The sequence below is a fragment of the Streptomyces sp. CNX435 genome, assembly GCF_059570575.1.
Genome location: NZ_JCANTA010000015.1, coordinates 102,891 through 128,191 on the forward strand (window position 1 = coordinate 102,891; position 25,301 = coordinate 128,191).

Genomic DNA, 25,301 nt, shown 5'->3' on the forward strand with positions numbered 1-25,301 from the left:
GTCGAGGATATTCCGGGGCTCTGCCCCCGGCCCTCGAGGACCTGGATCAGTACCGGACTTCGCCGAGGCCCAGGCGGGCGGGCTCGGGGCGGTGGACGCCGCCGGGGCGGTAGCCCAGGGCGCCGGCGATGCCCAGGTGGTCGGCGAGCAGCCAGACCACGGCCAGCCACATCTCGGTGCCCTGCAGCCCGGGTTCGTGCCCCGGCCCCGCGCCGGGCTCCAGGGCGAAGCTGAAGCCGGCCCCGTCGTGCCAGTTGGCCAGCACCCGTGCCAGCCGCTCCCGCGCCCAGCGCCGCCCCTCGTCCAGCCGGTGCCGCGTCTGCCGGGAGGACAGCCACAGCGGGTGGATCACGTCGAGGACGTTGCACGCGTCGCCCCGGCCGGTGCCGAAGAAGGCGGTGTCGCCGCTGTGCGCGAACACCGTGTCCACCACCCGCTCCGGGTACGGCAGCGGGAGGCCGAACTGCGCGAAGGTGCCGCGCGTGGCCCGGTAGAAGCCGTTGACCGGCTGCAGCCAGCGGTCCTTCGGGGTCGGCCGGCCCCACAGCCCGTGCCACGGGTCGGCATGGGTGAGCAGCCAGCCGAAGAGGGCGTCGGCGGCCGGCGCGCGCATGCCGAAGTCCGCCAGGTTGCGCAGCACCGCCGTGCCCACAGCGTCCACCCGGTGGCCGGCGCGCCAGGCGGCCCGCTCCCACGGCAGCGCGTCGAGCCACGCCGTCAGCTGCTGCGGCGTCAGCTCGTGGACGGCGCGTACGGGGTGGGCGAAACGGGTGCCGAGCAGCTCCAGGGCGTAGCCGACGCTGAGGATGTGGTAGAGCGCCGCGTCGTCGGTGAGGGTGGGTGTGGCGGGTGCGCCGCCGTCGGGCGCGTACTCGGGCACCAGGCCGGTGTCCGGGTCCTGCAGCCCCCGCAGGTGCGCGGCCAGCCCGTCTGCCGTGGTCCGCGGCGGTGCCTCGCGGAGCAGGAGGTGGGCGATCTCGACCGCGTCGCACTGCGCCCGCACGGTCGGCGGTGCGCCGGGGCGGTCGGCGTAACCCGGCCCGTCCCCGCCCCCGGCGCCGTCGCCCAGACAGCGGGCGAGGACGTCCGGCGCCTGCTCCCGGGCCCGCGCCGCGAACCGCGCCAGCCGCTCGGCCAGCTCCGCGGTGTCCGCGGTCTCCGCGATCGCCGCGGTGGCGGGGTCGGAGAACTCGACGGGCTCGGCGGCTGATCTGCTCGAACGGCCGGGGGCACCCTCGGCGTCCGTGGCCGCCACGCCCGCGGGTGTGAGCGGCTCGTGGACCCCGACGGGACCGGCGCCTGCCGCAGCGGCGCCGCCCATGCGGGGCTCCGGGCCGTGCGTGACCGGCTCCGCGGCGACGTCTGCGGGGGGCAAGGCGAACCTGGTGGGCGTGGTGGCCGGTCCGCTCGGACGGCCGGTACCGCCCGCGGCAGTGCCCGAGCCGGCGAGCTCCGCGGCACCCGCCACAGGAGGGTCGCCTGTGCCGGCCCGCGGCCCGGCGGCGCCCGCGCGGACCGGCGCGTCAGCGCCGTCCGTGCACGGCGCCGTGTCGGCGGCCGCGGGCCGTCCGCCCGCGGCGCCCAACGAGCCCGCCGCGCGCGCCGCAGGCGCGTCGCGGCGGTCGCGCAGCCGGCGGGCCGGGTTGCCCGCCGCGACCGACCAGTCCGGCAGGTCCTTCGTCACCACCGCGCCCGCGCCGACGACGCAGTGCGACCCGATGGAGACCCCGTCCACGACGACCACGTGCGAGCCGATCCACACGTCGTCGCCGATCTCGATGCCCTGGGAGGTCAGCGGTTGCTTGTGCACCGGCCGGTCGACGGCGGTGGAGTGGTTGAAGCCGAGCACGGAGCTGTGCGCCCCGACGCGTACGCCGTCGCCCATGCGCACCGTGCCCCGTACGGTGGTGAAGGGGTTGACGGTGCAGTCGCGGCCCGTCGTCAACTCGCCCGTGACATAGGCGTGCGCGGCGATGTAGGAGCGCCGGCCCATGCGCAGCCGGTCGGTGGAGACCCCGGCCCACGTCGAGACGAACGTCTCCTCCGCCAGCTCCGTCTCCCCGCCGTGCAGCGCGAGCCGCTCCGCCAGCCGGTCGTGCCACGCGGCCTGGGCGGCGCGCTCCTCGTCCGTGGCGGAGCCGAAGAACAGCCAGGGGCAGTAGTCGTACCGGCCGGGCCGGTCGCCGCCGCTCATCGCCCCCCGTCCCGCACCACGCCGTCCCGCGTCACGCCGTCCTCGAGAAAGTCCTCGACGTGCTCCAGCCGGTCGGGCTCGGCCATCTCGCCGAACGTGCAGTCCGTCAGCCGCAGTCCGCGGATCGGGGCGTGCGCGTAACCCTGCGCGAGCAGGGCCCGGCGGGCGCGGTCGACCGTGACGTTGCGGATGCCGATGTCCCGCACCCGCGGCGGATAGCCGCCCGTGTCGCCCTCGCCGCGGTGGAAGTCGCAGGTGACGAACTCCTTGGTGAGGTGGGTGACCGTGATGTCGTCCAGCTGGATGTTCTCGGCGAAGCCGCCGCGGACGGAGTTGGTCTTGATGTAGAGCCCGAAGTACAGGCCGGGGCCGCCGATGTGGCATCTGCGGGCGAAGACGTTGCGGATGCCGCCGGTCATGTCGCTGCCCAGGGTGATTGCGCCGTAGCGGTGCCGCATCACGCAGTCCTCGATGAGGATGTCCTCGCTGGGCACGTTTACCCGGCGGCCGTCGGCCTCCCGGCCGGACTTGACGGCGATGCAGTCGTCGCCCGCGTTGAAGGTGCAGCCGCGGATGACGACGTCCCGGCAGGACTCCGGGTCGCAGCCGTCGTTGTTGGGCCCGGTGCTGTCGACCGTGACGTTCTGGACGAGGACGCCCTGGCACAGCACCGGGTGCATGACCCACATCGGGGAGCGGACGAAGGTGACGCCCTCGACCAGGACGTTGCGGCAGCGGTACGTCTCCAGGAAGTTGGGGCGGAAGTGCCGGCCCTCGGCGTAGACCCGGTGCTCGACCGGGTCGCCCCGCTCGGCCTGTGCCCACAGCAGCGGCCAGTCGTCCTCCTGCTGCGGCAGGCCCGGCCGCCAGCCGAACTCCTCCTGCCCCGACCACGGCCACCAGTGCGTCTCGTCCGCCCGGCCGTCCAGCACGCCCGCGCCGGTGACGGCGATGTCGCGCTCGCCGTGGGCGTAGACCAGCGGGGAGTAGCCGTACGTCTCCACGCCCTGGAACCGGGTGAGCACGGGCGGCAGATAGGCCGCCGGGTCGCGGCTGAAGGCGAGCGTGGCGCCGGCCCGCAGATGCAGGTCGACGCCCGAGCGCAGCCGCACCGGGCCGGTGGCGTAGGTGCCCTCCGGCACGGTGACGTGGCCGCCGCCGTGCGCCGCGCAGTCCTCGATGGCGGCGCGGATCGCGGCGGTGCAGTCGGCGGTGCCGTCACGCACCGCGCCGTAGTCCGTGACGGGGAACTCGCGGTCGGGGAAGCGCGGTGGCCGTACCCGCGCGGCGATGGCGTCCGCCTGCTCCTTCGCGGCGGCGGCCGTGGTGGTGGTCATGCGCGTGCGGCTCCTGCGTTCCCGTCGCCGGCACCTGCCCCGGCACCTGCCCCGTCGCTGACGTCTTGGCCGTTGACGGTGACCCGGCGCAGCGTCAGGCCCTCGACGTTCTCCGTCGTCCAGCCCTCCTCGATGCCCGTGAAGGTGCAGTCGCGCAGCAGCACGTTCCGGATCGGGTTGGCGTCGTTGCCCACGAAGTTCCAGGCGCGCGGGCCGGAGGCGGCGGTGAGACGGTGCACCTCGATGTCGCGCACGTCCGGGTAGTAGTCGCCGATGTCGACGTTCTCGTAGTCGAGCGCGATCTCGATCACGGCGTCGCCCACCTCGCCGACCGTGATGTCCTGGAAGACCACGTCCTTCACGTAACCGCCGCGCAGGGGGTTGGACTTGATCCGCAGCGCGCGGTCGAGCAGCGGGCTGTCCATGTGGCAGTCGCGGGCGAGGATGTTGCGTACGCCGCCCGTCATCTCGCTGCCGATGGTGACGCCGCCGTGGCCGTCCCGCATCCGGCAGCCCTCGATCAGGGCGCTGTGGCAGGGCACGTCCACGCGCCTGCCGTCGGCGTCCCGGCCGGCCTTGAAGGCGATGCAGTCGTCGCCGGTGTTGAACGTGCAGTCCCTGATCAGCACGTACGCGCAGGACTCGGGGTTGCACCCGTCGTTGTTGGGGCCGTGCGGGCTCTCCACCGTCACGCCGCTGACGATGACGTTGCGGCACAGGACGGGGTGGATGTTCCACATCGGCGAGTCCTTGACGGTCACGCCCTCGATGAGCACGTCGCGGCAGTCGTAGAACTGGATCATGTTGGACCGCAGATGGTGGCCGGCGCCGAAGACCCGCTGCTCGACCGGTACGCCCTCCTCCGCCATGGCGTACAGCGCGTCCTTCTCGACGCGCTCGGGGGAGACGCCGCCGTCCTGGCCCTTCGTCCAGTCCCACCAGTGGGTGTCGTCCGCCTGTCCGTCGATCACCCCGCCGCCGGTCAGCGCGATGGTGCGGCAGCCGCGGGCGTAGACGAAGGGCGAGTAGTTGTAGCACTCCATGCCCTCGAAGCGGGTGAGGACGACCGGCAGGTACGCCGCCGGGTCCTGCCGGAAGCGCAGCGTGGCGCCGGACTCGACGTGCAGGTCGATGCGGTCGCGCAGATGGACGGCCCCGGTGAGGTACGTGCCGGCGGGGACGACGACGTGGCCGCCGCCGCGCTTCGCGCAGTCCTCGATGGCGGCGCGGATCGCGTCGGTGCAGTCGGTGGTGCCGTCGCCCACCGCGCCGAAGTCCGTCACGTCGACGGTGCGGTCGGGGAAGCGCGGCCGGCGGATCTCGGCCAGGATGGCGGCGGCCTGGTCGTCGGCGGTGCGGCGCTGTGCCGCTGCACCGCCAGCGCCGCCCGCGCCGAGGGCGAACGCGGCGGTGGTCCCGGCCCCGAGCAGGAAGGCGCGTCTGCGCGGGCGGCTCACCAGGACCACTCCGACTCGGGCACGGCGAGGGACCGGCCCAGTTCCGGTGCCTTCCGCTCCAGTGTGCGTGGCCAGTACATGGGGCGTGACCTGCCTTCCGGTTCGATGCCGACCACGTCGTCGCCGCGCCACCGGGTGCGGTACTCGCGGTCGGCGGCGATCTCGACGGTGGTGGACTCGACGAGTGGGAACGTGACGGTGATGCGCTCGCCCGCGCGCGGCCCGGTGAGACGGAGATAGCCGTCGGGCGCCCACAGGCCGGGGTCGCGGCCCGCGAAGGTCTCCGCGGGACCGCCGGCGGGGTGCCGGGCGACCGCGAGCCGGGCGTGCCCCGCCCACGGCGGTACGCGCAGGCGCAGCTCACGGCAGTCGGCGCGGACGTCGAGGTCGACGCGGCCCTCGTACGGCAGATGGCTGAGGACGTCGACGAGCCGGCTGCCGCGGTTGAGCAGCAGGTTGACGCGGGTCAGCCGCTCGTCGCCGGTGACCGCGGCGTTCCAGCCGGTGAACAGCCCGCGCACGCCGGAGCCGACGCAGCACGCCTGGACGTCGCTGGTGTGGCCGCGGCCGAGCACCGCGTCGGAGACGTAGTCGTTGGGCGCGCCGTAGCCGGCGAAGGCGCCCTTGACGCGCTCGCCGACGCGGTAGTGCGTCTGCCAGCCGGGGACGTCCAGCGAGCGGTCGGGGGCCGAGCTGACCCAGTCGGTGTCGTCGAGCTGCGAGGCGGTCAGGTGGTTGCGCAGGAAGCGCTCGACCACCGTCCAGTACGCGGTGTACCCGGCGCGGGCGAGGGTGGTGCCGATGCCGATGAGGTCGACGAGCGAGCACGTCTCGTGCTCGTACCGCTGGTCGGCCAGGTCGCCCGGGGTCCAGCCGAAGGCGGTGCCCTGCGTCAGCGCCCAGTCGAAGGAGGTCTTCACGAACTGGGTCAGCGCGTGGTCCCCGGTGAACAGCGCGTACCTGGCGATACCGTCGAGGGTGCTGAGCCGGGTGTGGAAGTGCCCGCTGCGGTACGCGAGTCCGGAGTTGAAGCTGCCGTCGGGCAGGAAGACGCCGCTGCGGTCGGTGATGAGCCGGGTGAACCAGCCGCACAGCTCCAGGGCGTCGGCGCTGCCGGTCGCCCGGTGATGCCGCAGCAGCGGCATGATGAGCCGGCCGCAGAACGACGCGGGGTCGGGCGCCAGACGCAGGTCGACGGCGTTGGTGGAGGGCCAGCCGTCCGGGGTGTACTCGGACGCGGGGAAGTACCAGGCGTCGCGCTCCTTGACGGCGATCCGCCGCAGCGCGGCGACGAGCCGGTCCGCGGCCTGCCGGGCGCGGTCGTCGCCGTCGTCGAGGTACCAGGTGGTGAGCGCGAGGAGGGTGGCGCGCTGGTCGACGAGGTTGGCGTTTGCCGCCCAGTGGCCGCGCGGGTGGGTGCGGCGGTACGTCAGCCCGTCGTCGGCCAGCAGCCCGAGCAGGGTGGTCTTGTAGCGCTCCTCGGTCTCCCGCCACCAGGACGCGCCGGTCATGTGCCGGGCGAGCACGCAGGCGTCGGTGAGCCGGCCGTGGCTGGAGCCGTAGTCCCAGTCGCCGTGGCGCAGCACGGCTGGCTCGGCGAGCAGGTCGGCGCTGAAGAAGGGGATGTGGCCGAGGTCGGGGTCGGCCAGTCCGGTGACCGCGTTCATCGCCTGCTCGGCGCGCTCCTCCAGCAGCAGGGTCGCGGGAATGCCGGTCATACGCATCACACCGTCCTGGGATTGTGCGAGCGAACCTGAATGCCAGGCACGCTAAAACGGGTGCACGGCGCCGTCAAGAGGACGCATCAGACTGCGGCAATATTCGTATGCCGGTGGTATACCAGGTGTTGACGAGATGCCCCGGCGGCTTTAGCTTCTGACCGATCGCACGTTCCGGGAGCGGAGGCTTCGCCGGCCCGGCCGGCCCGGCCCGGCGCGGGGCACCGGGCCGGCGACGACGCGCCAACCGGCAGACGGGAGACGGGTCATGGCAGATGGCGGCCCCGCGGCGCCGACGCACTTGCGCACCGGATACCTCGACGACCCCCTCGGCATCGACGCCGACCCGCCCGACCTGTCCTGGCGGCCCGCGTCCGGGGCGCAGCAGGCGTACCGGATCCAGGCCGCCACGTCCCCGGAAGGGCTCGCGGCCGGGGCGCCCGACCTGTGGGACAGCGGCCGGGTGCAGAGCGCGGGTTGCACCGCCGTGCCCTACGGCGGCGAACCCCTCGGCTCCGCACAGCGGGCCCACTGGCGGGTCCGGGTGTGGGACGAGCGCGGCGAGCCCTCGGCCTGGAGCGCCGCGGCCCGCTGGGAGACCGGGCTGCTGGAGCGGTCCGCGTGGACCGGCGCGCAGTGGGTGTCCGCCCCCGAGTGGGCTCCGCCCGCCCCGGCGAATCACGACCCGGATCGCCCGTTCCCGTTGCTGGCCAGGGACTTCCGGCTGCGGCGGCCGGTGGTGCGGGCACGGCTGTACGCCACCGCCCTCGGCGTCTACGTCCCCTCCGTGAACGGCCGGCCCATCGCCGCCGCCGTCCTCGAACCCGGCTACACCGCCTACGACAAGCGCCTGCTGTACGCCACGTACGACGTCACCGGCGCCCTGCGGCACGGCCGCAACACCGTCGGCGTACGGCTAGCGGGAGGCATCGCCCACGTCCCCGACGTGCCGGGCCGCTACCAGAAGCTCCACGTCAGCTACGGACTCCCGCGGCTGCTCGCCCTGCTGCGCGTCGAGCACGACGACGGCTCCGTCACCACCGTCGGCACCGACGGCCGGTGGCGCACCGCGCCCGGCCCTGTCACCCTCTCCGACTGGTTCGGCGGCGAGGAGTTCGATGCCCGGCGCGATCGTCCCGGGTGGGACACCCCGCACGCGGACCCCACCGGCTGGCGCCGCGCGGTGACTGTCCCGGCGCCCGGCGGCGTGCTCTCCGCGCGCAGCCACCCGCCGGTCGAGGTCACCGAGGAGCTGGCCGCCGTCTCCGTCACCGAGCCCCAGCCCGGCGTGCACGTCGTCGACTTCGGGGTGAACGTCGCCGGCTGGCCCGAGCTGCACGTCTCCGGCCCGGCCGGCACGACGGTCGTGATGCGCCCGGCGGAGCTGCTCACCGAAGAGGGCACCGTCCAGCAGCGGTTCACCGGCCGGCCCTGCTACGACGCCTACACCCTGCGCGGCGCGGCCGGCTCGAACGGCAGGGACGGCGACGGCGCGAACGACACGGCCGAGGAGGCCTGGCACCCGGAGACCGTCTACCACGGCTTCCGCTACGTCCAGGTCGAGGGCCTGCCCCAGCCCGCCACCCGGGCCACCGTGCGCGCGCTCGTGCTGCGCGCCGCCAACCGGCCCGCGGGCGGATTCAGCTGCTCCGACCCCCTGCTCGACGCCGTCCACCGGATCACCGACCGGGCAGTCCAGTCCAACATGTACAGCGTCCTGACGGACTGCCCCCACCGGGAGAAGCTCGGCTGGCTGGAGGAGACCCACCTCGTCTTCCCCGCCGTCGCGAACAACTACGACGTCGCCGCCTACTACCGCAAGCTGGTGCGCGACATGGCGGACGCGCAGACCGAGAGCGGTCTCGTGCCGGGTATCGCGCCCGAGTACACCGTCTTCGAGGACAAGTTCCGCGACGACCCGAACTGGGGCGGCGCGATCGTCCTCGCGCCCTGGCTGCTGTACCGGACCTACGGCGACACCGCCACGCTGCGCACCCACTACCCGCACATGCGGCGCTACCTGGACCATCTCGCGTCCCGCGCCGACGGCCTCCTGCTCGGCCACGGTCTTGGCGACTGGATGGCGTTCGACGACTCCACCCCCAAGGCCGTCACCGCCACCTTCGCGTACGCCCGGATCGCCGCCGCGGCCGGCCGGATCGCCGCGGTGCTCGGCGCGGACGGCGACGCCGCCGCGTACCGCGACCTGGCCGGCCGGGTCGGCCGCAAGTTCCATGAGGAGTTCTTCGACCCTGCCCGGCGCACCTACGCCACCGGCAGCCAGGCCGCCGACGCCCTCGCCCTGGACCTGGGCGTCGTGCCCGCGGACGAACAGGACGCGGTGCTCGGCCACTTGATCGACACCATCCGGGCCGCGGGCGACCACGTGACCGTGGGCGAGGTCGCGCTCCCGTCGCTGCTGCGCACGCTCTCCGCGCACGGGCGCGACGATGTCGTGTACGACCTCGTCCGCAGGACGGACAGCCCCAGCTACGGCTACCAGGTCGAGCACGGCGCGACCGCGCTCACCGAGCGCTGGGACGGACCGACCCGCGGCTCGTCGCAGAACCACTTCATGCTCGGCGCGATCGAGGAGTGGTTCACCGCCTCGCTGGCCGGCATCCGGCAGGCGGCTGACTCGGTCGCCTTCGAACGGATCGTCGTCCGCCCGGCCCCGGTGGGAGACCTCACCCACGCCGAGGCCTGGTACGACACCCCCCGCGGCCGGGTCCGCAGCGTATGGCGGCGCCCGGCGGGCGGCGGCCTCACCCTCGACGTCACCGTGCCCCCCGGGCCGCCCGCCCGTGTCGAGGTGCCGCTGCCCGCCGGGGCCTCCGCATCGGGCGACACCGCCCCGCCGGCCCCGCCCGGCGCCCGGTTGCTCGGGCTGTCCGGCGGCCGTGCCGTCTACGAAGCCGGCCCCGGCGGCTTGCGGTTCACGGCTCCGGCGGAGCCCTGATGCCGCCCTACTACGACGACTTCGCCCCCGGCACCGGCAGACGCGCCCCGCGCGCCGCCTTCACGTCCGACGCCGGCCGGCTCGACCTCTCCGGCCGCTGGCTGTTCCGGCTCTCCGAGCGGGCGGACTCCGCGCCGTTGGACTTCCTCGGCCCCGAGAACCCCGGCCCGGACTTCACCGAGCTGCCGGTGCCGTCCCACTGGGTGCTCCACGGCCACGGCACCCCGCGCTACACCAACACCGCCTACCCCTTCCCCATCGACCCGCCGCGGGTGCCCGACGCCAACCCGACCGGCGACCACCGGCTGACGTTCGAGACGCCCCCCGGCTGGCGGCTGCCCGGCAGCGTCCTGCGCTTCGAGGGCGTCGACTCGTGCTTCCGCGTGTGGCTGAACGGGCGCGAGCTGGGCACCTCCAAGGGCAGCCGGCTGCCCGCCGAGTTCGCCGCCGGCGCCGCGCTCGTCCGCGGCGCCAACGTCCTCGCCGTGCGCGTGCACCGCTGGTCCTCCGGCAGCTATCTGGAGGACCAGGACATGTGGTGGCTGCCGGGCATCTTCCGCGAGGTGACGCTGCTGGAGCGCCCGGAGGGCGCCGTCGACGACCTGTTCGTGCACGCCGGATGGGACGGCGACGCCGCCACCGGCCGCGGCACCCTGCGCGTGGACACCGACGTACCCGCCCGGCTGACCGTCCCCGGACTGGGGGTCGCGGACCTGGAGAACGGCCGGCAGATCACCGTCGCCGGCGCCGAGCCGTGGACGGCGGAGACGCCGCGGCTGTACGACGCCCGTCTCGACACCGCGGGCGAGAGCATCGCGCTGCGCATCGGCTTCCGCACCGTCGCCGTCACCGACGGGCTCCTCACCGTCAACGGCACCCCGCTCATGCTGCGCGGCGTGAACCGGCACGAGCACGACCCCGACCACGGCCGGGTCCTCACGGCCGCCGACATGCGCGCCGACCTGCTGCTGATGAAGCAGCACAACATCAACGCCGTCCGCACCTCCCACTACCCGCCGCACCCCGCCTTCCTCGACCTCTGCGACGAGCTGGGCATGTGGGTGGTCGACGAATGCGACATCGAGACCCACGGGTTCATCCACGCCGACTGGCGCGGCAACCCCGTCGACGACCCCCGCTGGGAGCCGATGCTGCTGGACCGGATGCGGCGGATGGTCGAACGGGACAAGAACCACCCCAGCGTCGTCGTCTGGTCGCTGGGCAACGAGAGCCACCACGGCCGGTGCCTCGCCACGCTCGCCGACTGGACCCGCGCCCGCGACCCCGGCCGGCCGCTGCACTACGAACGCGACCGCAGCTACCGGCACTCCGACTTCTACAGCCTCATGTACGCGCCGGTGGACGAGGTCGAGCGCATCGGCCGGCGCGAGGAGGACGCGCCGCCGGAGACCGCCGGGGAACCGGAGCTGGAGGAGCGCCGCCGCGCCCTGCCGTTCCTGCTCGTCGAGTACGCGCACGCCATGGGCAACGGCCCCGGCTCGCTCGCCGCGTACCAGCGCGTCTTCGAGACGTATCCGCGCTGCCAGGGAGGGTTCGTCTGGGAGTGGATCGACCACGGCTTCCGCCGCCGCACGGCGGACGGCCGCACCTACTTCGCGTACGGCGGGGACTTCGGCGACCACCCCAACGGCGGCAACTTCTGCATCGACGGCCTGGTCTTCCCGGACCGGACGCCGTCGCCGGGGCTCGTCGAGCTGAAGAAGGCCTACGAGCCGGTGGTGCTGACCGCGGACGTGCCGGCCGGGCGGCTGCGGATCGTCAACCGCCATGACATCCGCGACCTTTCGCACCTGCGGTTCGGCTGGGTGCTGGAGGACGAGGGGGTGCGGGTCGACGGCGGCGTGCTGACCGTACCCGGCGTGGCCGCACGCGCGGAGGCGGAGGTCGCCCTGCCGCGGCTGCGGTTGCCGGAGCGGCCGGCCGGCGAACTGTGGCTGACCGTACGGGCCGTGCTCGCCGTAGACGGGGACTGGGCGACGGCCGGGCATGAGGTGGCCTGGGCGCAGGCCAGGGTGCCGCAGCCGACGGGCACGCCGGCCGGGCCCCTGCCGCCCGGGTCCGGGGCCGTGGCGCCCGGGTCCGGGGCCGAGGTGGGGCTGGCCGTCGATCCCGCGTCGACCGAGCCCGCTAACGCGTATCCCGCGGCCGGTCTCCTGGCACGCGTGGCCGCCGATCCCGGGTCCCGCCCCGCGGCGGACGCCGCGGGCGAACTCCGGCTCGGCGACGCCGCGTTCGACGCCCGCACCGGCCTGCTGCGCCGGATCGGCTCGCTGACCCTCGACGGGCCGCGCCTCGACGTCTGGCGCGCCCCCACCGACAACGACGTGGGCATGGGCCCGAACTCGGTGGTCAGGCTCTGGCGCCGGGCCGGCCTCGACCGGATGGAGGAGCGCGTCGACGCCGTGCGCGCCGAGGACGGCGGGCTGCTGGTGGAGACCCGGGTGGCCGCCGCCGGCACGGACCGGGCGCTGCGCGCCCGCTGGACCTGGACCGCGGCGGGAGACGGTCTCCGGCTCGCGCTCCGCGTCGTGCCGGAGGGGCCGTGGGACGGGCTGTGGCTGCCGCGGCTCGGCGTACGGCTTGTTCTGCCCGCGGCGTACGACGCCGTCCGCTGGTTCGGGCTGGGGCCGGGGGAGGCGTACCCCGACAGCCGGGAGGCGGCGCGCGTCGGGCTGTTCGCGTCCACCGTCGCCGGGCTGCAGACCCCGTACGTCGTGCCGCAGGAGAACGGGCACCGCGCCGAGGTGCGCTGGGCCGAGCTGACCGGCGCCGGCGCACTCTCAGGGCTGCGCGTCGAGGGCGAGCCGCACTTCGGCCTCACCGCCCGCCGGTGGACGGGCGAGGACCTGGCGGCGGCGCGGCATCCCACCGACCTGGTGCCGCGGGACGCGGTGTACGTCAACCTCGACTACGCCCAGCACGGGCTGGGCAGCGCCTCCTGCGGGCCGGGGCCGCTGCCGGAGCACCGGCTCGTGCCGGCCGACACGGAGTTCGCCGTCGTGTTCCGGCCGTTGGCGGCCGGAGGGTGGACGCTGTGACCACCGTCCGGCGGAGCCGGACCTGCCACTTCCGGACCTGCCACTTCCGGACCTGCCACTTCCGGACCTGCCACTTCCGGACCTGCCACTTCCGGGGCGGCCGGCTCCGGGGCCGCCGGTTCGTGGCCCGGCGCTTCCGGACCTCCCGCCCGGCCCGGGTCCGCCGATCCGGGGCCGGCCCTTCGCCATCCCGTCCGTGCCGGACCGGCCGCGCCCCGGTCCGCCGGCGCCCGGCCGGCCGTTCACCGGGCTGCCCCCGCCTCGGCGGTGAACGCGTGCCTGCCGCTGCCCACTTCGGCCGGCGCCCGGCCCGGCACCTCGACGACCGCCGTGGCGCCCGGCGGCACCTCGGCCTCCACGACGAGCCGCCCGTCCTCGACGCGCCAGCCGGCCTCCGCCGGGCCGTACGGCGTCAGATGGCGCGCGTACGCGTGGGTGAGCCCGCCGCCGGGACGCGGGGCGACGCGGATCCGCCGGTAGCCGGGCGCCGCCGGGGCGAGTCCGGCGACGGTCCGGTGCAGGAAGTCGGCGACCGCGCCCAGCGCGTAGTGGTTGAAGGACGTCATCTCGCCGGGGTTGACCGTGCCGTCGGGCAGCAGACTGTCCCAGCGCTCCCACACCGTGGTCGCGCCCTGTACCACGGGATGGAGCCACGACGGGCTCTCGCGCTGCAGCAGCAGCCGGTACGCGGTCTCCACCTCGCCGCCGTCCGCGAGCGCGTCGCACACCACCGGAGTGCCGGCGAAGCCGGTGGCGATGCGGTGGTCCGCCGCCGCCACCAGCTCGGCCAGCCGGGCGGCGGCGGCCCGCCGCGCGGCGCCCGCGGGCAGCAGCCCGAAGCGCAGCGCCAGGGCGTACGCGGTCTGGGTGTCGGAGGTGAGCCGGCCGCCGGGGGCGGTGTAGCCGGCGGTGAACGCGCGGCGGGCCGCCGCGGCCGTCGCCGCGTGGCGCCGCGCGTCGTCGTCCTCGCCGAGCACCCGGGCGATGTCCGCGAGCCTGCGTGCGGAGTGGGCGAAGTAGGCGGAGGCCACCAGGTGCGGGTCGGTCACGGCGCGCCCGGGGTCGTCGGGCGGCGCGGCCGGGTCCAGCCAGTCGCCGAGCTGCTTCCCGGAGCGCCACAGCCCGTCCGCGTCCAGCCGGGAGCGCACCAGCTCCACCCACGCCCGGGCGCTCGGGTACTGCGCGCGGAGCACGCCCGCGTCGCCGTAGCGCTCGTAGAGCGTCCAGGGGGTGAGGACGGCGACGTCGCCCCAGACCGCGCACGGCCAGGACGGGGTCCAGTCGGGGCGCCACGCGTCGGCTTCGAGGGTGGGCACGAAGAGCGGCACGGTGCCGTCCTCGTACTGCTCGGCGGCCACGTCCGTGAGCCAGGAGGTGAGCATGCCGGCACAGTCGTAGAGGAAGGCGGCGGTGGGCGCGAACACCTGGAGGTCGCCGGTCCAGCCGAGGCGTTCGTCGCGCTGCGGGCAGTCGGTGGGCACGTCGACGAAGTTGCCGCGCATGCTCCACACGACGTTCTCGTGCAGGCGGTTGAGCAGCGGGTCCGAGCAGTCGAACCAGCCGGTGCGGCGCATGTCGGTGTGCAGCACCCGCGCGGTGACGTCGCCGGCGGAGAGACCGGCGGGGCCGCCCGGCCAGCCGGTCACCTCGGCGTAGCGGAAGCCGTGGTACGTGAAGCGCGGCTCCCACTCCTCGGGTCCGCCGCCGCGCAGCGTGTAGCGGTCGGTGGCCTCGGCGTCGCGCAGGGGACGGGTGCACAGCTCGCCGTCCTGCAGCACCTCGGCGTGGCGCAGCGTGACGGTGGTGCCCGCCGGGCCGCTCGGCCGTATCCGCAGCCGGCCGACGAGGTTCTGGCCGAAGTCCAGGATGGTGCGGCCGGTGGGCGAGGTGAGGACGCGGGCGGGGGCGACCTCCTCGGTGCAGCGCACCGGCGATCCCGTGGGGGCCACGAGGGTGTCCGCGGCGCGCGCCACGGCGCGGACCGGGTGCCAGTCGGAGTCGTCGAAGCCGGGGCGGGAGAAGCCGGCCGGCTCCAGGCGCGCGTCGTGGCGCTCGCCGTCGTACAGCCCGGCGGCGAGCACCGGCCCGTGGGCGCAGCGCCAGCCCGCGTCGGCACCGGTGCCGACGCCGGTGCCGAAGCGCACCTCGCTGCCGTCCGCGCAGCGGACCTCCAGCTGGGCGAGCAGCGCGATCTCGGCGCCGTAGTAGGCGCGGACGCCGCCCTGGAAGCCGATACGGCCGCGGTACCAGCCCTCGGCGAGCCAGGCGCCGAGCGCGTTCGTGCCGCGGTGCAGCAGGCCGGTCACGTCGTACGTGGTGCAGCGCAGCCGGTGACCGTAGCTGGTCCAGCCCGGGGCCAGCGCCTGGTCGCCGACGCGGGCGCCGTTCAGCTCGACCTCGCAGAGGCCGTGCGCGGTCGCGTACAGGCGGGCCGAGACCGGCGCGGCCGGCAGCCGGAACTCGCCGCGCAGCAGCACCGGGCGCTCCGGGTCCCGGTCGCCGCCGGGGACGCGGGGCGCGACCATGGCGGCGGTGACGTCCCGCGCGGGGTCCAGCAGTCCGGCCTCGACGGTGAGCGGCGGGCTCCAGCCGGACGCCGACCCGTCCGCACCCCGGACCCGCACCCGCACCTCGCGCCGCTCGCGCGAGCCGAGCGGCGGCGCGGCGGCGGGCCAGGGCACCAGCACGGAGTCGGAGCCCGGCAGCCGACCGGTGTGCAGAACCGCGGCGTCCGCACCGGCCTCCGTACCGGCGTCGGAGTCGGCGTCCGGGTCGCGCAGCTCCACCTCGTACGCCGACTGCCGCCAGCCCGGCCGCTTTGTCTCCACCGTCCACGACAGCCGGGGCCGCGGCTCGCCGATGCCCAGGGACTCGCGGTGGTGTTCCGCGACGGGCCGGTGCACGGTCACGTCGTCCGGGTCGTTCCGGTCCTCCGGGGCGTACGGCACGGCGGCTCCTCGGCTCTCGACGGGTCGTTCTGCTCGGGCGGACATTCAGGTGCCGACGGCGGTGCCGGTCGGGCCGGGGGACGCGGCCGGGGGGCCGCCCGCCGACTTGAGGACGCGCACGTCCCAGGCGCCGAGCCCGACCTCCTCGCCGCTCCGCGCCGTATCGCCGGTCAGCACGTCCGTCACCGCCTCCGGCGCGACCGCCCGGGCCGGCTCCCAGCTCCAGTTGTGCACGAACCACAGCCGCTCGCCCGCCCCGTTACGGGCCGACGTCACCGTGACCGACTCCGGCAGATCCCGCCACCGCTGCCGAACGCCGGCGCCGGTGAACTCCGCGAGGGCGGCGGCGAACGCGGAGTCGGGCAGCGTGCCGACGTACGTCACCCGGCCCGCGCCGTACCGGTGCGTCGTCGCCGCCGGCCAGCGGCCGAAGTGCGGGTGTTCGTACCAGGCCAGCGGCTCCGCGCCGGCGGGCACCAGACCGTCCGCCCACGCGGTCGCCCGGGCGCCCGGCGGCAGCCGGAAGCCGGACTCCGCGGTCTCCCCGGCTTCCCCCGCCTCCGCCGCCGCCCGCCGGTCCCCTGCCCGCAGCGGCACCGGCTCGCGGAGGCTGGAGTACTCCGCGTAGTGGACGCCCGCCGCGGCCCGCAGCGGGCCCGGCGCGACCTCGGCCCGCGCCCGGGCCTCGTCGTCGGCGTACCCGCTGCGGAAGGTGAGCATCAGGTGCCCGCCCGCCCGCGCATAGCCGTCGAGCAGCGCGAGCGTCGCGTCCCCGGCCGCGTAGAGCGCCGGCGCGACCAGCACCGGCCGCTCGCGGGCCAGTTCCTCCGGGGTGCCCGGCAACTGCGGCACGCTCAGCACGTCCACCTGCCGGCCGGCGTCGAAGAAGCCCTTGTAGAACGCGCCGGCGATGCGCGTGTACGACCGGGGGTCCGGCTCGTACGTTCCCGGCCGGGCCAGCGGCGGCTGGTGCTGGAACGCCCAGTCGCTCTCCACCGAGCGCAGCAGGGTGACGTCCGCGTCCGGCACCAGGCCGTCGAGCGCACCGTCCGCGGCGGCCAGTTCGCGGGCGACGCGGCCGGCCTCCTGAAGGATCCGGCCCGGTTGCAGCGAGTGGCCCAGCAGCCCGCCCCAGTACGTCTCGTGGCCGAAGTGCAGCGTGTGCCAGTGCCAGTACGCCACCTCCCGCGCCCCGCGCGCGACCAGCGCCCAGGCGGCCTGCCGCAACTGGCCCTCGTAGGGCGGGTGGTTCTGGTGCGCGCCGCCGATCGTCGTGGCGCCCGTCTCGGTGACGTGGAACGGCGCCTGCCGCGAGCCGCGCGCGCGGTCCGCGGCCTGGTAGAGCTGCCAGACCCCCTGGCCGAACCAGCCGCCGTCGTGGCGCCTGCCGGTGTCGGGCAGGGCCAGCTCGTCCTGGGTCGCGTAGTAGACGTTGGCCGACGCGACGTCGAGCGCGCCGTTCAGCGCCACGTCGTCGACGGCCGGGCGGGTGTAGGCGACGCAGGTGGTGACGTACTGGCCGGGCCGGGCAAGCTCGCGGACCAGCCCGGCCTGCCACGCGATGAACTCGGTCGTCAGATCCGCCTGGTAGCGGCGCCAGGCCAGGTCGTACGACGGCGTGGTGTTGCCCTCCGGCGGCCACAGCTCCGCCCACGAGCCGATGCGGTGCGACCAGTAGGTCAGCCCCCAGCGCTCGTTGAGCACGTCTACGCTGCCGTAGCGCTCCTTCAGCCGCGCGACGAAGCCCGCGAACACCTCCGGGTTGTACATCAGATGCAGCCCCGGCTCGTTGTCCACCTGGTACCCGGCCACCGCGGGATGCCCGGCGTACCGGCCCACGACACGGCGCACGACCCGCTCGGCGTGGCGGCGGAACACGGGGCTGGTGAAGTCGACCTCCTGCCGGGCGCCCCACGGCACCCGCCGGCCGCTGCGCAGCCGCACCGCCAGCTCCGGGTGCTTGCGCTGCAGCCACGGCGGCACGGCGTACGTCGGGGTGCCCAGCAGCACGGCGATGCCGCGGTCGTGCGCCCCGTCCAGCACCGGCTGGAGCCAGTCGAGGTCGAAGACGCCGTCCTGCGGCTCCCAGGTGGACCAGACCGACTCGCCCACCCGGATCAGCGTCAGCCCGGTGCGGGCCATGAGATCGAGGTCGGCCTCCAGCCGCTCGTACGGCTGGTACTCGCGGTAGTACGCCGCGCCCAGCCGGACCGCCGGGCGGGTGTTCCCTGATGCGTCGGATCGCGTCGGCATCGTCCGACGATCGCAGGCCCGGCTATAGAGGTCAATATCCCGATAAAAATCCTTGTCTAATCGACGATAGCGAAGGAGATCCATGACCAGCGGCACCCGCCCGGCCGGCACGTACGAGCCGAACTGGCCCTCCCTGCGCCGGCACCGCATCCCGGAGTGGTTCCGGGACGCCAAGCTCGGCATCTGGTCCCACTGGGGCCCGCAGTCGGTGGCGAAGGCCGGCGACTGGTACGCCCGCCACCTCTACGGGCCGTTCGAGGGCACCGAGGGCTTCGAGCAGAAGCGCTCCCGCCGCCAGGCCGCCCTGCACCGCGAGCGCTACGGCCACCCCTCCGAGTTCGGGCACAAGGACCTGTGCCGGCTGTGGCGCGCCGAGAACTTCGATCCGGAAGGGCTGATGGAGCGCTTCCGGCGCACCGGCGCGCGTTACTTCGTCTCCATGGCCGCACACTGCGACAACTTCGACCTGTGGGACTCCGCCCACCAGCCGTGGAACGCCGTGAACGTCGGCCCGCGCCGCGACATCGTCGCGGCCTGGGCCGCCGCCGCCCGTGCCGCCGGGATGCGCTTCGGGGTGAGCATGCACGCGGGCTCGTGGACGTGGCGCTGGCTGGACGCCGCCCACGCCGCCGACGCCGAGGGGCCGTACGCCGGCGTGCCGTACGACGGCCGGCTCACCGCGGCGGACGGCGGCGGCACCTGGTGGGACGGGCTCGACCCGCGCCGGCTGTACGGACCGCCGCGCCGTCCCGGCGACCCGCCGCACGAGGACTTCGTGGACGACTTCTACGCCCGGCTGCGGGATGTCACCGAGCGGTACGCCCCCGAGCTGGTCTACCTCGACGACGGCCGGCTGCCCTTCGACGAGGGCAGCGTCTGCCCGGCGCAGCCGCCCAGCCCGCACGGGCTGGAGTTCCTCGCCCGCTACTACGCCGCCATGCCCGAGGGGGTGGTCAGCATCAAGACGATCCCGGAGGAGGACCGGCAGGCCGTGCTTCTCGACGTCGAGCGCCACCAGCTCGGCGAGACCGACCCGGAGCCCTGGCAGTACGACACCAGCATCGGCGATTGGTACTACCGCACCGGCGAGCGCTACAAGACCGCCGGCGAGATCGTCCATCTGCTCGTCGACACCGTGAGCAAGAACGGCTGCCTGCTGCTGAACGTCCCCCAACTGCCCGACGGGCGCATCGACGACGAGACCGCCGCGGTCCTCGACGGCCTCGCCGCCTGGACGGCCGTCTGCGGCGAGGCCGTCTTCGACACCCGTCCGTGGCACGTGTACGGGGAGGGCCCGACGCGGGTCGAGGGGGCGAAGGCGCGGGAGAGGACGCTGGCGTACACCCCGCGGGACGTGCGCTACACCTGCCGCGGCGAGACCCTCTACGCGCACCTCATGGCCTGGCCCGCGGACGGCACGGCCGTGCTGCACCGCCTGGGCGACGCCGCGGGGCATCTCCGGCGCCGCCCGGTGCGCGTCGAACTCCTCGGCGACGACCGGCCCGTACGCTGTGAGCCGGGCGCCGACGCGCTGCGGGTGACGGGTCTGCCGCCGGCACCGCCGACTCCGTACACCCAGGTCCTGCGCATCTCATGACACCGCCGCAACCGCCGGAACATCCCGTGGAACCAACGGAGCCAAAGGAGACGACACCCATGCCGGACACACCGGGAGGCACCCGGGAACTGGGGCGCACGGGCGTGCGCGTGCCGCCGCTCGGGCTCGGCTGCGCCCCCCTGGGGGACGACGCCGCACCCGGCGCCGGGGAGCGGGCCGCCGCCGTCGTCGCCGCCGCGTTCGCCACCGGCTGCGGCTACCTGGACACCGCCCCCCACTACGGCGCCGGGGTCTCCGAGGAGCGCCTCGGCCGCGCGCTCGCCGGGCGCGACCGCGGCTCGTACGTCCTGTCCACCAAAGTGGGCCGCAGGCTGGAGGGCACCGGCGCGCACCGCACCCGGGTCTGGGACCTCAGCGGCGACGGGATCCGGGCCACCCTGGAGGACTCGCTGCTGCGGCTCGGCACGGACCGGGTCGACGTCCTGCTGCTGCACGACGTCGACCACCATGTCCGCGAGGTCTACGAGACCGGGTTCCCCGCGCTCGCCAGGCTGCGCGAGGAGAAGGTCGTCAGGGCCATCGGCTTCGGCATGAACGACGCCGCGGGTCTGGCCCGGTTCGTCGCCGACCTGGACGTCGACGTGGTGCTGTGCGCCGGGCGCTACACGCTGCTGGACACCTCCGCACACGACGAACTGCTGCCGCTGTGCGAGCGGCGCGGCACGGCGGTGGTGCTCGGCGGCGTGTACAACAGCGGGCTGCTGGCCGACCCACGGCCGGGCGCCAGCTACGACTACCGCGAGGCGCCGCCCGCCCTGGTGGACCGGGCGCGCCGACTCGCCGCGGTGTGCACGGAGTTCGGCGTGCCGCTGCAGGCGGCGGCACTGCGCTTCGGCTTCGGCCACCCCGCCGTGGCGGCGGCCGTGGTCGGCGCGCGCACCCCCGAGGAGGTGCGGCAGAACGCCGCGCACTTCGCCCGCCCCGTTCCGCACGAGCTGTGGTCCGCGTTGGTCGACCGGGGGCTGTTGCCCCCCGGCCTGCGACTGCCGGCGGGCACAGGAGGCTGAATCGGCCGAACGCCGGGCGTCAGGCGGAGGGCACCGCGGCCGGGGTGTACTCGAAACAGTCGAAGGCGACCGTGCCTTCGGTGGCGTACATGCCGATGACGCGGCCGGTGAAGCCGCAGGCGACTTCGGTGGACAGATAGCGTCCGTCCAGTTCGGCGAGTGGCCGGGCGCCCGGGGCGTCGGGATCGCCGAGCCAGAAGGCGATGGTGTCGGGTCCGGTGGTCCCGCCGTCGGTGAGTTCGGGCGACGCCGGCACGAGGTCGGATGTCCGGATCGCGACGGTGAGGGTCAGCGGCCCGGACGGGACCGGCCGGCCGGCCACGGTCTGGCGCAGCGGACCGATCCGGGCGACGACGCCGGCCTCTCCGTTCCCGACCTCCAGCTCGTAGTGGTGGGCCTCGTCCAGGCGCACGCTGAGGCCGCCGCGTCCCGTACCCGGGTCGATCACGGCGGTGACGCGGCAGTCGTGGTGCTGCTGGCGGCGGCCGACGAACGTGTACCCGGGGCGGTCGAGGGTGGCGCCGGTGGCGTTGAGCGCCAGCCAGCCGGGGCGCTCGGTGAGCGACCAGGAGCTCTCCGGGCGGGCGAACGGCGAGATCCAGTACGGCGCGAGGGCGGACTCGTCGAAGTCGTCGCGGGCGGGCGGGGCCGGGACGGGGTGCCAGGCACCGCCCGGTGCCGGGTGGCTCCCGGGAACGGGCGCGACGACGGGCCAGCCGTCCTCGTCCCACGCCACGGGGGTCAGGAACGTCTCGCGGCCGAGCACGTGCACGTCGGGCGTGAAGCCGCGGGGCCGGACGCCGAGCAGCACCATCCACCAACTGCCGTCGGGAGCCTCGACCAGGTCGGCGTGGCCGGTGTTCTGGATGGCGCGGGCGGTACCGCTGTGGGAGAGAAGGGGGTTGGCGGGGGCGCCTTCCCAGGGACCGCGGGGCGAGCTGCCACGGGCGACGGACACGCTGTGGCCGCGCTCGGTGCCGCCTTCCGCGATCAGCAGATACCACCGGTCGCCGATGCGGTAGAGGTGCGGCGCCTCGGGAAACTTGAGGCCGGTGCCCGACCACGTGGCGAAAGGCCCCTCCAGCACCTCCCCCCTGACCGGGTCGATCCGGGCAGTGTGGATGCCGCCTTCCGGCCCGGAGAAGGTGCACCAGCAGGTGCCGTCCTCCTCCCACGCCAGATCGGGGTCGATCCCGGGCAGGTCGATCCACACCGGGTCGCTCCACGGCCCCTCGGGCCGCTCGGCCGAGACGACGAAGTTGCCGCCGCCGTCGATGTTGGTGTCGATGACCCAGTAACGGCCGTGGTGGTGGCGGATCGTGGGGGCGTAGAGGCCGCCGGACGCTTTTGCGCCGGGCAGCGGCAGCGGCAGCTGCCCGGGCCGGTCGAGGACGTTGCCGATGTGCTCCCAGTGCACGAGGTCCCTGCTGTGGAAGAGCGGCAGCCCGGGGAAGTACTCGAAGCTGGAGCACACCAGGTAGTAGTCGTCACCGACCCGGCACACGCTCGGATCGGGATGGAACCCGCTGATCACAGGGTTGTCGTACGTACGCGCAGACGCCGTCGAGCCAAGCCGGCCGGTCGGTCTCACTTGCTGAATCCGGCGGTCAGACCGCTGAGCAGCTGACGGCGGCCGAAGGCGTACAGGACGATCAGGGGCAGGGTGGTGAGGACGACGGCGGCCAGGACCGCGGGGATGTTGATCCCGTACTCGCCCTGGAAGGTCCACAGTGCGAGCGGCAACGTCCGCTGGGAAGGGCTCTGGGTGAGGATCAGCGGCAGCAGGAAGCCGTTCCAGATGGTCAGCGCGTTGAAGATGGTCACGGTGAGGATGGCCGGCCGGGTGAGCGGCGCCGCCAGGCGCCACAGTGTCCCCCACTCGGTGGCCCCGTCCACCCGCATCGAGTCGAACAGCTCCTTGGGCACGTCCCGGATGAAGTTGGCGAGAATCAGCACGGACAGCGGGATGGCGAAGGCGATCGACGGCAGGATCAGCGCCAGCAGGCTGTCGTACAGCTGCAGCTTGATGATGATCAGGTAGACCGGGATGGCCGTCGCCTGCAGCGGGATGGCGAGGCCCATGAGGAACATCCCGTTCACCACCCGCAGGAACCGCAGGCGCCAGCCGCGCACGATGGCGTAGGCGGCCATGAAGGAGACCGTGACCGCCGGCACCACGGCGCCGGCGGTGACCACGACACTGTTCACGAAGTAGTCGATGAAGTCGGACTCCAGGACCAGCTCGTAGTTGTCCAGGGTGGGCTCGCTCGGCGGCGCCAGCGGGTTGGTCGCGTAGTAGTTGCTCTGGGCCTTGAGGCTGGTGATGAGGATCCAGTAGAGGGGTACGACGACGACGGCGAGCCAGAGCCATCCGGCCAGGCCGCCGAGCCAGTTGCGTCGGCGGGCGGTCGGGCCGGGGCGTTGCCGCCGCTCGCGCGGGGTGGTCTTCCGCGGTTGCGGCTTGGTCAGCGTGGTGGTCACGTCAGACTCCCTCAAGCTGGCTCTCACCGGCGTCCCGGCCGCCGAGCCGGCGCAGCAGCAGGGCGATGGCGAGGCCCATCAGGACGAGGACGACCGCGATGGCGCTGGCCGGCCCCATCAGGTTGGCCTGGAAGCCCCGTTTGTACATGTCCAGCGCGAGGACCCGGGTGGCGTCTCCGGGGCCGCCCTCGGTCAGGACGAAGATGAGGTCGAAGAAGGTAAGCGACCCGATCACCATCAGCGTCGACGAGGTGATGATGGTGTATTTGAGCTGAGGCAGCGTGATGCTGAAGAACTGGCGGATCTGCCCGGCGCCGTCCAGCTGTGCGGCCTCGTACAGGGACTGGGGGATCTGCTGGACGCCACCCTGGTAGATCAGCGAGTGGAACGGGATGAACTGCCAGGAGACGATGAAGATGACGACGCCGAACGCGAGCCAGGGGCGCCCCAGCCAGTCCTTGCTGAGCCACTCGGCCCCCAGCCCGGCGCCCAGCCCGAAGTTCGGGTCCAGCAGCGCCTTGTACGCGACCGCGATCGCCGCGGAGCTGAGCAGGAGCGGGACGAAGTAGATCAGGCTCAGCACGGCGCGGTAGCGCTGGCGGCCGGCCAGGAACGTGCCGAGCAGAATGCTCGCCGGTGTCTGAACCGCCCAGGACACGGCCATCACCAGGAACGTCACCCAGAGGGCGTGCGGCAGCCCGGGGTCGGTGAGCACCGCACGCCAACTGGTCAGCCCGGACGGGTGGATGTCGCCGATCCCGTCCCACGTCGTGAAGCTCAGCAGGAAGACCCCGACGAGCGGGACGAGGGCGAAGCCGACGAAGAACAGCAGCGCCGGCACGGCCAGCCAGGGCAGGATGCCGTGCCGTTCCCTGCGCCCCGTGGAGCCGGTGAGGGTGCTCACTTGCCGATGACCTCGTTGAGGTTGTCGGTGAACTCCTGCGGCGAGACGGACAACTGGAACAGCTTGGCGATGTTGTCCAGCAGCGTCTCGGCGGCCGTCGGGCTGAGCGCCTGGTCCCAGGACTGGCCGAACGTCTTCGCGTTGCTGGCGATGCCGTAGACGAACTCCAGGAACTCGGCGTTCTCGGATTCGGCCAGCAGCTTCTCGGAGCCCTTCCGGATCGGCACCGCCCCGGTGTCGACCCACTCCTTCACCTCGTCGTCCGCGAGGACGCCGGTGGCGAAGAAGTCCTTGGCGATCTTCTTCTGCTCGGCGCTGGCCGCCGAGGAGATGGACAGGTACTGGGCGGGGTTGCCGACGGAGTTGCCCGGATCGCCCTTGCCGCCGTCGACGGGTGGGAAGTTCATGAAGCCGAGGCCGCCGCTGGAGACGAAGTCGCCGCCCTCGGCCTGCTGGATGCCGTACGACCAGGAGCCGTGCAGCATCATCGCAGCCTTGTCGGTGTACAGCAGCGCCTGGTCGGCGTTGGAGTCCGCGGTGATCGAGGAGAAGCCCTTGATGAACCCGTCCGCCTTGACCAGGTCCTGCACCTTGGTCAGCGCGTCGATGGCGGCCGGGTGGGACCAGGCGTCCTTCTTGCCGTCGAAGACGGCCTGGAAGACCTCGGGGCCGCCGATGCGGTCGAACAGGAACTCCAGCCACATCATGTTCGTCCACCGGGACTGCCCACCGAGGGAGAACGGCGCTATGCCCTCCGCGTTGAACTTGGGCACCAGGGCCATGATGTCGTCCCAGGACTCGGGCGGCTGCACGCCGACGTCGTCGAAGACCCTCTTGTTGTAGAACAGGACGATCGGCTCCACGCTCTCGAACGGCATCGCGTAGATCTTGCCGTCGACGGTCGCCGCGCCGAACGAGGACGGAAAGAGCCGGTTCTTGATCTCCGGGTTGTCTTCGAACCACGGGGTGAGGTCGTCGACCTGGTCGTTCTCCACGTAGGTGCGCAGCGTGCCGCCGCCCCACCCCCAGATGATGGTGGGTGCCTTCCCGGCCCCGATGGCGGTCTTGATCTTCGTCTTGTACGCGTCGTTCTCGAAGGTGGTGACCTGGATCTGCCCGTCGGGGTTGGCCTCGTTGAACCGCTCCACCGCGCCGGTCCTGACGCCTTCCTGGGGCTGGCCGCTCAGGTGCCAGTACGTGGCCGAGCCGTCACCGCCGCCCTTGCTGGGACCGGATGAGCCGCAGGCGGCGAGTGCCGCGGAGGCCGGCACCCCGGCCGCCAGGGCGAGGAGGGTACGCCTAGAGAGGTGGTTCGCCATGTGTGTTCTCCGCATCGAGGGCCGTCAGCTTCCGGCGGGCAGTGGAT

The 25,301-nt window shown here is 74.0% G+C and carries 14 protein-coding genes; 4 read left to right on the plus strand and 10 right to left on the minus strand.

Annotated features, from left to right (window positions below):
* Positions 1–46: 46 nt before the first annotated feature.
* From T328_RS23625 to T328_RS23640, 4 genes are read right to left on the minus strand one after another with little or no spacing between them, the layout of a single operon-like run.
* The gene (locus tag T328_RS23625; protein WP_496498149.1) at positions 47–2,194 is read right to left on the minus strand and encodes an acyltransferase; all 2,148 of its coding nucleotides are present in this window, start codon (positions 2,192–2,194) and stop codon (positions 47–49) included.
* Positions 2,191–3,531, minus strand: a complete 1,341-nt coding sequence (locus tag T328_RS23630; protein ID WP_496498150.1) for a glycoside hydrolase family 28 protein — start codon at positions 3,529–3,531, stop codon at positions 2,191–2,193. Before T328_RS23630 ends, T328_RS23625 begins: the two co-directional genes overlap by 4 nt.
* Complete coding sequence (locus T328_RS23635) at positions 3,528–4,988, minus strand: glycoside hydrolase family 28 protein (protein ID WP_496498151.1); 1,461 nt, start codon at positions 4,986–4,988, stop codon at positions 3,528–3,530. Before T328_RS23635 ends, T328_RS23630 begins: the two co-directional genes overlap by 4 nt.
* Positions 4,985–6,706, minus strand: coding sequence for a glycoside hydrolase family protein (locus tag T328_RS23640; RefSeq protein ID WP_496498152.1), 1,722 nt, complete (start codon positions 6,704–6,706; stop codon positions 4,985–4,987). The genes T328_RS23635 and T328_RS23640 overlap by 4 nt, the downstream gene beginning before the upstream one ends.
* A 268-nt stretch (positions 6,707–6,974) precedes the next feature.
* Between T328_RS23640 and T328_RS23645 the strand changes: the two genes are divergently transcribed.
* Complete coding sequence (locus tag T328_RS23645; protein WP_496498153.1) at positions 6,975–9,665, plus strand: family 78 glycoside hydrolase catalytic domain; 2,691 nt, start codon at positions 6,975–6,977, stop codon at positions 9,663–9,665.
* Positions 9,665–12,724, plus strand: a complete 3,060-nt coding sequence (locus T328_RS23650) for a glycoside hydrolase family 2 TIM barrel-domain containing protein (RefSeq protein WP_496498154.1) — start codon at positions 9,665–9,667, stop codon at positions 12,722–12,724. Before T328_RS23645 ends, T328_RS23650 begins: the two co-directional genes overlap by 1 nt.
* Before the next feature lie 242 nt (positions 12,725–12,966).
* Here the strand turns inward: T328_RS23650 and T328_RS23655 are convergent, their stop codons facing one another.
* The gene (locus T328_RS23655; protein ID WP_496498155.1) at positions 12,967–15,672 is read right to left on the minus strand and encodes a family 78 glycoside hydrolase catalytic domain; all 2,706 of its coding nucleotides are present in this window, start codon (positions 15,670–15,672) and stop codon (positions 12,967–12,969) included.
* A gap of 45 nt (positions 15,673–15,717) precedes the next feature.
* A complete protein-coding gene (locus tag T328_RS23660) occupies positions 15,718–17,925 on the minus strand; it encodes a beta-galactosidase (protein ID WP_496498156.1) in 2,208 nt (735 codons plus the stop codon).
* An 82-nt stretch (positions 17,926–18,007) separates the two neighbouring features.
* Here T328_RS23660 and T328_RS23665 point away from each other — a divergent pair, with 82 nt between their 5' ends.
* Positions 18,008–19,522 (plus strand): alpha-L-fucosidase, encoded by a 1,515-nt coding sequence (locus T328_RS23665; RefSeq protein ID WP_496498157.1) that lies wholly within the window; start codon positions 18,008–18,010, stop codon positions 19,520–19,522.
* Positions 19,523–19,581: 59 nt separating this feature from the next.
* Complete coding sequence (locus tag T328_RS23670) at positions 19,582–20,550, plus strand: aldo/keto reductase (protein ID WP_496498158.1); 969 nt, start codon at positions 19,582–19,584, stop codon at positions 20,548–20,550.
* A 19-nt stretch (positions 20,551–20,569) separates the two neighbouring features.
* On the opposite strand, the gene T328_RS23675 is transcribed toward T328_RS23670, so the two are convergent.
* Genes T328_RS23675 through T328_RS23690 form a run of 4 tightly spaced genes read right to left on the minus strand, consistent with a single transcriptional unit; the run spans position 20,570 to position 25,254 of the window.
* Entirely contained in the window at positions 20,570–22,084 is a 1,515-nt protein-coding gene (locus T328_RS23675; RefSeq protein ID WP_496498159.1) for a glycoside hydrolase family 43 protein, read from the minus strand.
* Positions 22,085–22,137: 53 nt separating this feature from the next.
* Positions 22,138–23,031 (minus strand): carbohydrate ABC transporter permease, encoded by an 894-nt coding sequence (locus T328_RS23680; protein WP_496498160.1) that lies wholly within the window; start codon positions 23,029–23,031, stop codon positions 22,138–22,140.
* 1 nt (position 23,032) lies between these two features.
* Complete coding sequence (locus T328_RS23685) at positions 23,033–23,935, minus strand: carbohydrate ABC transporter permease (protein ID WP_496498161.1); 903 nt, start codon at positions 23,933–23,935, stop codon at positions 23,033–23,035.
* On the minus strand, positions 23,932–25,254 hold the full coding sequence (locus T328_RS23690; RefSeq protein ID WP_496498162.1) for an extracellular solute-binding protein: 1,323 nt from the start codon (positions 25,252–25,254) through the stop codon (positions 23,932–23,934). The genes T328_RS23685 and T328_RS23690 overlap by 4 nt, the downstream gene beginning before the upstream one ends.
* Between the last annotated feature and the right edge of the window lie 47 nt (positions 25,255–25,301).

What these genes read in the sequence shown, in the direction of transcription:
- T328_RS23625 (WP_496498149.1), bottom strand. Translation starts at nt 2,194, where the DNA reads ATGAGCGGCGGCGACCGGCCCGGCCGGTACGACTACTGCCCCTGGCTG.
- T328_RS23630 (WP_496498150.1), bottom strand. Translation starts at nt 3,531, where the DNA reads ATGACCACCACCACGGCCGCCGCCGCGAAGGAGCAGGCGGACGCCATC.
- T328_RS23640 (WP_496498152.1), bottom strand. Translation starts at nt 6,706, where the DNA reads ATGACCGGCATTCCCGCGACCCTGCTGCTGGAGGAGCGCGCCGAGCAG.
- T328_RS23645 (WP_496498153.1), top strand. Translation starts at nt 6,975, where the DNA reads ATGGCAGATGGCGGCCCCGCGGCGCCGACGCACTTGCGCACCGGATAC.
- T328_RS23650 (WP_496498154.1), top strand. Translation starts at nt 9,665, where the DNA reads ATGCCGCCCTACTACGACGACTTCGCCCCCGGCACCGGCAGACGCGCC.
- T328_RS23660 (WP_496498156.1), bottom strand. Translation starts at nt 17,925, where the DNA reads ATGCCGACGCGATCCGACGCATCAGGGAACACCCGCCCGGCGGTCCGG.
- T328_RS23665 (WP_496498157.1), top strand. Translation starts at nt 18,008, where the DNA reads ATGACCAGCGGCACCCGCCCGGCCGGCACGTACGAGCCGAACTGGCCC.
- T328_RS23670 (WP_496498158.1), top strand. Translation starts at nt 19,582, where the DNA reads ATGCCGGACACACCGGGAGGCACCCGGGAACTGGGGCGCACGGGCGTG.
- T328_RS23690 (WP_496498162.1), bottom strand. Translation starts at nt 25,254, where the DNA reads ATGGCGAACCACCTCTCTAGGCGTACCCTCCTCGCCCTGGCGGCCGGG.